This is a genomic window from Mycobacterium sp. (assembly GCF_049802695.1).
In the GTDB taxonomy this organism is placed as follows: Bacteria; Actinomycetota; Actinomycetes; order Mycobacteriales; family Mycobacteriaceae; genus Mycobacterium.
This window is the reverse complement of record NZ_JBARMY010000267.1, coordinates 1-6,047: the sequence shown is the minus strand read 5'-3', so window position 1 is coordinate 6,047 and position 6,047 is coordinate 1. Positions and strand designations below refer to the sequence as shown.

Here is a 6,047-nt window from a genome sequence, read left to right as displayed (position 1 = left end):
GTGCGGTTGCGGCCGGTGCGTATGCGCGACGCCGCGCAGTGGAGCCGGATCCGGCTGGCCGACCGCCGTCACCTGGAACCGTGGGAGCCTAGTGCAGGGGTGGAATGGACTGTGCGGCACACGGTTTCATCTTGGCCGGTGATGTGTTCGAGTCTGCGCTCAGAGGCCCGCAAAGGCCGGATGCTGCCCTACGCCATTGAGCTCGACGGGCAGTTCGCCGGCCAGCTGACCATCGGAAACATCACTCATGGAGCGTTGCGGTCGGCGTGGATCGGTTACTGGGTCACCAGCTCGGCGACCGGCGGAGGAGTGGCGACCGGGGCGTTGGCGTTGGGTCTGGACCATTGCTTCGGCCCAGTCACCCTGCACCGGGTCGAGGCCACCGTGCGACCTGAGAACGCGCCCAGCCGCGCGGTCCTGGCAAAAGTCGGCTTCCGCGAGGAGGGTCTGCTGCGGCGCTACCTCGAAGTCGACGGCGCTTGGCGGGACCACTTGCTGGTGGCCCTGACCACCGAAGAGGTCTACGGGTCGGTGACGTCGGCTCTGGTGCGCAACGGTGGCGCCCACTGGGCCTGACGGCCCCAGAAATCTGTCCAGTTTCTTATGTGACACGTGTGACCAATGATGCGCGCGAGCAAATTACAGGTGTGTAATGAGTCACCGGCGCGGCCCCTCTGCGCTGGCCTTTTGAGCCTGGCTGGGAAAGGAGCAATTCACCATGCCAAGCATTCCGCAATCGCTGCTGTGGATCTCACTCGTCGTGCTCTGGCTGTTCGTGTTGGTGCCGATGCTGATCAGTAAGCGCGATGCGGTGCGTCGGACCAGTGATGTGGCGTTGTCGACGCGGGTGCTCAACAGTGCCCACGGCATCCGGCTGCGCCGGGGCACCAAACCCGCCGCCGGGCACCGCAGCGATCCCAACTGGCAGCCGGCCGAAGATCAGTACACGCATCCGGCCGATGACCTCGACGACGATGTCGATCACGACGACGCCGATGACGGTGCGCCGACGCGGCCGACGGTGGTGACCGTGGCGGTCGCCGCCGCGGTCACCGAGGCTGAATTGATGCACCCGGACGTCTCGGACGATCACATCGAAATCGCCGACGGCGAGACCGCGCCACTTGCGACCGGCGGCGCCGTGTCAACCGATGCAATGCTGGCCGCGGTCGTCGGCGAGGTCGAGGCAGTTGTGGGGGCAGCGGTGACGGAGGTGGTCAAGGAGGCAGAAGCCCCGACCGCTGATCTCCAGATCGGCACGGATCAAGCCGACGACGATGCTCCGGAGTCTGAGATCGACGAAGAGGCCGACGTTTACGAAAGTGTCGACGACACCTCCGGATTGGAGCCGGTCGAGGAGCCGCCCACCGCAGCGATACCTGCAGTGCCGCGGCATCGCCGCTACCACTCGGACACCGCCGCAGCGGTCAGTGCTCGCAAATTCCGGTTCCGCAGACGCGCCGTCACGGCAATGGTGCTCAGCCTGGCGGTATCGGCCGCGCTTGCCGACTTGGTGGCACCGGCGCTGTGGTGGACCTTCGGGGTTGCGGCCGGCGTGACGGTGTTCTATTTGGGTTATCTGCGTAGGCAGACCCGCATCGAAGCACGGCTGCGCCGCCGCCGGGTGCAGCGCATGGCAAGGTCCCGCTACGGGGTGGAGAATACCCATGACCGCGAGTTCGACGTGACCCCGTCGCGACTGCGGCGCCCAGGCTCGGTGGTGTTGGAGATCGACGACGAGGACCCGATTTTCGAGCACCTCGAATACGCACCCGCTGCCTACCACGAATACGATTTGCCCCGCGCCGCCGGCCAGTAAAGACGGTGACTGGCGTGGCGTCAGCCACCAGGTCGCTGGCAATCGAGTACGTGCCGAACGGGATAGCTTGCCGGGCAATGATCACGAGGCGCGCATGCTGACACAGTTCGGGATCACCGTTCCGGTGTTGGCTGCGCCGATGTCAGGCGGTCCGAGCACGCCGGCGATGGCGGTGGCGGCCAGCCGAGCCGGCAGCCTCGGGATGCTGGCAGCCGGATACAAGACGCCAACCGCGCTCGAAGAGCAGATCAAAGAGGTTCGCGCACAATCGGTCCCGTTCGGTGTCAATCTGTTCGTCCCGAACACCATGCCGGTCGACCCCGAGCAGTATCGCCTTTACGCCGCAGCCATCCGGTCCGACGCCGAGAAGTTCGGGCTGACCCTGCCGCCTGAGCCGATCGAGGACACCGATGCCTTCGACGAGAAGGTCGAACTCCTTCTCGACGATCCGGTTCCGTTGGTGAGCTTCACCTTCGGTATTCCGCCGGACGAAAGCATCGCCCGGCTGAAGTCGGCGGGCAGCGTGGTCGTACAGACGGTCACCAGCCTCGACGAGGCGGTTACCGCCCGTGACGCCGGAGCCGACATGCTGGCCGTTCAGGCCTATACTGCTGGCGGGCACTCGGGCACTTTGACGCCCACCAAGCCGCTGACACCGGCACCGATCACTGATCTGGTCGCTCGAATCAGCGAGGCGATGGACTTACCGGTCCTGGCCGCCGGCGGCCTGGCCACACCGCAGGCGGTGGCCGCTGTGATCCGAGCCGGCGCGGCGGCCGCCGTGGTCGGCACCGTGTTGCTGCGCGCGACGGAAAGTGGTGCGTCGAGCACACATCAGGCCGCGCTGGTGGACCCGGCGAGGACCGAGACGGTGCTCACGCATGCGTTCACCGGCCGGCCCGCCCGCGGCCTGCGCAACGCGTTCATCGACAACCACGAAGCCGAGGCACCGCTGGGCTACCCGGCTATTCACCATCTGACCAGCCAGTTGCGCAAGGCTGCCGCCGCCGCGGGGCAGCCCGATTACGTGCATCTGTGGGCGGGAACCGGCTACCGGCACGCCACCGCCGAACCGACCGCTGGCATCCTGCAGCGCCTCGCCGGTGATCTGTGAGCTTGGCTCTGCGCCGGTGCAGGTTGCGGCCGCGCCGCGCGTGACTGGTAGCCTGCTAGCGATCAGGGGCTATGGCGCAGTTGGTAGCGCGACTCGTTCGCATCGAGTAGGTCAGGGGTTCGATTCCCCTTAGCTCCACCCTTAGCTCCACCGGCATTTTGGCAATCCAACCCTTCTGTGTTTGCTACCGGCGACGTCTCAGAATTTTTAGTCCCCCGGTGGGTTTAGCTGAAAGACCTGATCGTGTGGTTGTCGAGCGCTCGCTGCGGCCACCAGTTCCGTGGGCCCAGCAGCCCGGCGACTGCAGGTACGGTGAGAGCGCGCACGATGAAGGTGTCCAGCAGCAGGCCGGCGCCAATGGTGAATCCGACCTGGCCGATGCTGTAAGTCGGGCTGGCGAGCATGGCCAGCATCGTCAGCGCGAAGATCACGCCGGCCGTTGAGACCACACCGCCGGTCGCCTTGAACGCCCGCAAGATTCCGGTGTTGATTCCTCTCGCGGACTCGACGCGGATTTGCGACATGAACATCATGTTGTAATCGGATCCCACGGCGACCAGAGCCACGAAAGCCAGTGGTGGAACGGCCCAGTAGATGTCGACGCCGAAGCATTCTTGCCACACCAGTACTGTCAGCCCGAGCGCCGCCGCGTATGACAGCGCGATGGTGGCGATCAAGTACAGCGGCGCCAGCAGTGACCGAAGCAGTCCGATCAAGATGATGACGATGAACAGCAGCGCGCAGATCGCGATCAGCACGAAGTCGGCCATCACCATGTCATGTAGGTCTCGGAAACCCGCGGCGAGGCCAGTCGCGTCAACGCGACTGTGCTGCACTGATGTTCGGCCCAGCGCTTTGGCCGCTTCAGCGGTGATGGTGTGCAGCCGCGTGGTGGCTTCGGGGCTGTAGGCCGAGGTCGTGTTGACCACGATCACGCGTGCGGTTCGTCCGTCCGTGGATAGGAAGTACTTCATGACTTGCTGGACCCGCGGGTCGGAGAACGCGGCCTTGGGTACATAAAATCCGCCGTCGGGTCCGTCTCCTACTGATGTGCCCACCTCGGCGAGGAAGTCACGTGCCTGCGTCAGGCCATCCAGCAGAGTTTGCATCTGCGGTGCCAGCTGGTTGACACCGTCGAATATCTGGTCGGTGCCGGCTTTGGCCGATGCGGCGCCGCTGGACAGTTCACCCAACTTGGTGGTGAGTACTTGCTGAGCGTCGGCAAGCGACAGGGATCCGCCAGCTGCGCGACCGAGTCCGTCGCGCAGCTGGCGTGTGCCGTCAGCGAGGCGCTGGTTGCCGTCGGAGAGTTGGCGAGATCCTGTCTTCAGCCGAACGAGGGCGTAGCGCAGCTGCCCGACCAGTGACTGATCGTGCGCGAAGACTTCGAGCTGTGTGTTGGCCGCACAGCCCGGCTCGGGACAGCTGTTTTCGGCGGGCGGCGCGAGGGTATCGAGGATCCCGAGGATGGGGCTGACGGCGCTTTCGATCCCGTTCGCCAGCTCCAGGGAACCGGCCGCCAATTGGTCGGCGCCGGTGGACAATTCGCCGGAGCTGGTGAACGCGACAGCCAGCCCGTCACGCAGGGTCACTGATCCGTTGGCGATGGCGCCAGAGCCATTGGCCGCGCGTGAATTGCCCGAGGAGATCTGACCCAGCCCGTGGTCGAGTTGATCGATACCGTCCGTCAGCTGATGCAGCCGCGGCCGGCTGGCGGTGAGCGCAGCGATGGCGGCGTTCATTCGGTCGGCGATGAGTCGATCTTGCTGCGCCAACGAGAATTCCGGTATGGGGTCGCCCTGCGGCTGGGTCACGCTGCGGACCTCTTTGACGCCGGGCAGTTGCTGGATGGCGCGGGAGACGGCGTTGACCGCCGAAAAGCCTGCCGCGTTTCGCAAGTCGTGGTCGGCACGAATGACCAGATAGTCCGGGGTGAGTTCGTTGGGGTCGTAGTGGCGGGCGATGGCCGCGTACCCTTGGTTGCTCACCGTCGATTTCGGCTGCATGACCCGTTCGTCGTAACCGGTCGACATTCGGGGCACTTGCGCGGCCAGCAGGCACAGGATGGCCAGGCTCAGTGCGAACACCGCCCCCGGGCGCCTGACTACGATGATGCCGAGGCGTCGCCAGAGCCGGGATCTGCCGGTGCCCTTGGGTTCCAACCGTCCGCGCCGGGCCAGTATGGACATGAGAGCCGGCACCAGCGTCAGGGCGGCCGCCACCGCCAGCAGCATGCCCAACGAACAGGCCAGCCCGGCGGTCCGGAACAGCACGACTTTGGTCAGCGCCATCACCGCGCAGCTTGCGGCGACGGTGAGGCCGGAGGCGACGATGACACCGGAAGTGCGGGCGGACGCCGCCAGGATGGCGTGCTCACCGGCGGGCACGCCGCGGCGGCGGAAGTCGTGATAGCCGCTGACCAGAAAGATTGCATAGTCGGTGCCACCGCCTAAGATCAGCGCGGCCAGCAGCATCACTGAGAAGATCGACACGTCCAAGCCGGCATGCAAGGCCAACAACCCGACGATCGGCCTGGCCACTGCCAATGCAAGCCCGACGCTTGCCAGCGGGACGATGATCGTGGTCGTGGAGCGATACACGAGCAAAAGCAGCGCGACAACCATCACGACGCTCAACCCGGTGATGAGCGCGACGGTGCGGTCCTCGGTGTTGAGTTCGTCGCCGATGGTCGGGGCGGGGCCCGTCAAGTAGGCGTGCCCACCGGTCGGCGCAACCTGAGATGCCAGCACCGAGTCCACGAAGTCTTGTCCATGGCGCTGCTCCGCGGACCCCATGCCGCCGTAGAACCGGATGATCGCATAGATGGCCTTGCCGTCTTTGCTGGTCGCCAACGCCGCGGTGGCGGGCGAGCCGATCAGGTCTTGAACCGAGTCCACGTCGGCGTGGTTGCGGGCAAGGATGCCGACGATTTGGTTGTAGAAATGTTTATCGGCCTGCGAGATCCCGTGGGGGTCTTCGATGACCAGGTAGCCGATCGCGGTCGCCGAGGACTCACCGAATTGGGGTCCCATTGCGCTCAACGTCGCCAACGAGGGTGCCGACGCGGGGATGAACGGCCCGGATCGTTGACTGACGACGTGTTCGAGTTGCGGG

General features: G+C 65.5%; 4 protein-coding genes and 1 tRNA gene. 4 read left to right on the top strand and 1 reads right to left on the bottom strand.

Annotation, left to right across the window (positions count from 1 at the left end; translation table 11 throughout):
• The 4 genes from WA317_RS10970 to WA317_RS10955 form a co-directional block, all read left to right on the top strand.
• Positions 1–576 (top strand): GNAT family N-acetyltransferase (locus WA317_RS10970; RefSeq protein WP_425173053.1); only part of this gene is annotated, 576 nt, incomplete at its 5' end.
• A 142-nt stretch (positions 577–718) separates the two neighbouring features.
• The gene (gene glpR / locus WA317_RS10965) at positions 719–1,819 is read left to right on the top strand and encodes a gephyrin-like molybdotransferase receptor GlpR (RefSeq protein ID WP_425173052.1); all 1,101 of its coding nucleotides are present in this window, start codon (positions 719–721) and stop codon (positions 1,817–1,819) included.
• A gap of 94 nt (positions 1,820–1,913) precedes the next feature.
• The gene (locus WA317_RS10960; protein WP_425173051.1) at positions 1,914–2,933 is read left to right on the top strand and encodes an NAD(P)H-dependent flavin oxidoreductase; all 1,020 of its coding nucleotides are present in this window, start codon (positions 1,914–1,916) and stop codon (positions 2,931–2,933) included.
• A 65-nt stretch (positions 2,934–2,998) separates the two neighbouring features.
• Positions 2,999–3,071 (top strand) — tRNA-Ala (locus WA317_RS10955).
• Between the two features lie 86 nt (positions 3,072–3,157).
• On the opposite strand, the gene WA317_RS10950 is transcribed toward WA317_RS10955, so the two are convergent.
• The coding region (locus WA317_RS10950; protein ID WP_425173050.1) for an RND family transporter at positions 3,158–6,047 on the bottom strand (2,890 nt) is incomplete at its 5' end.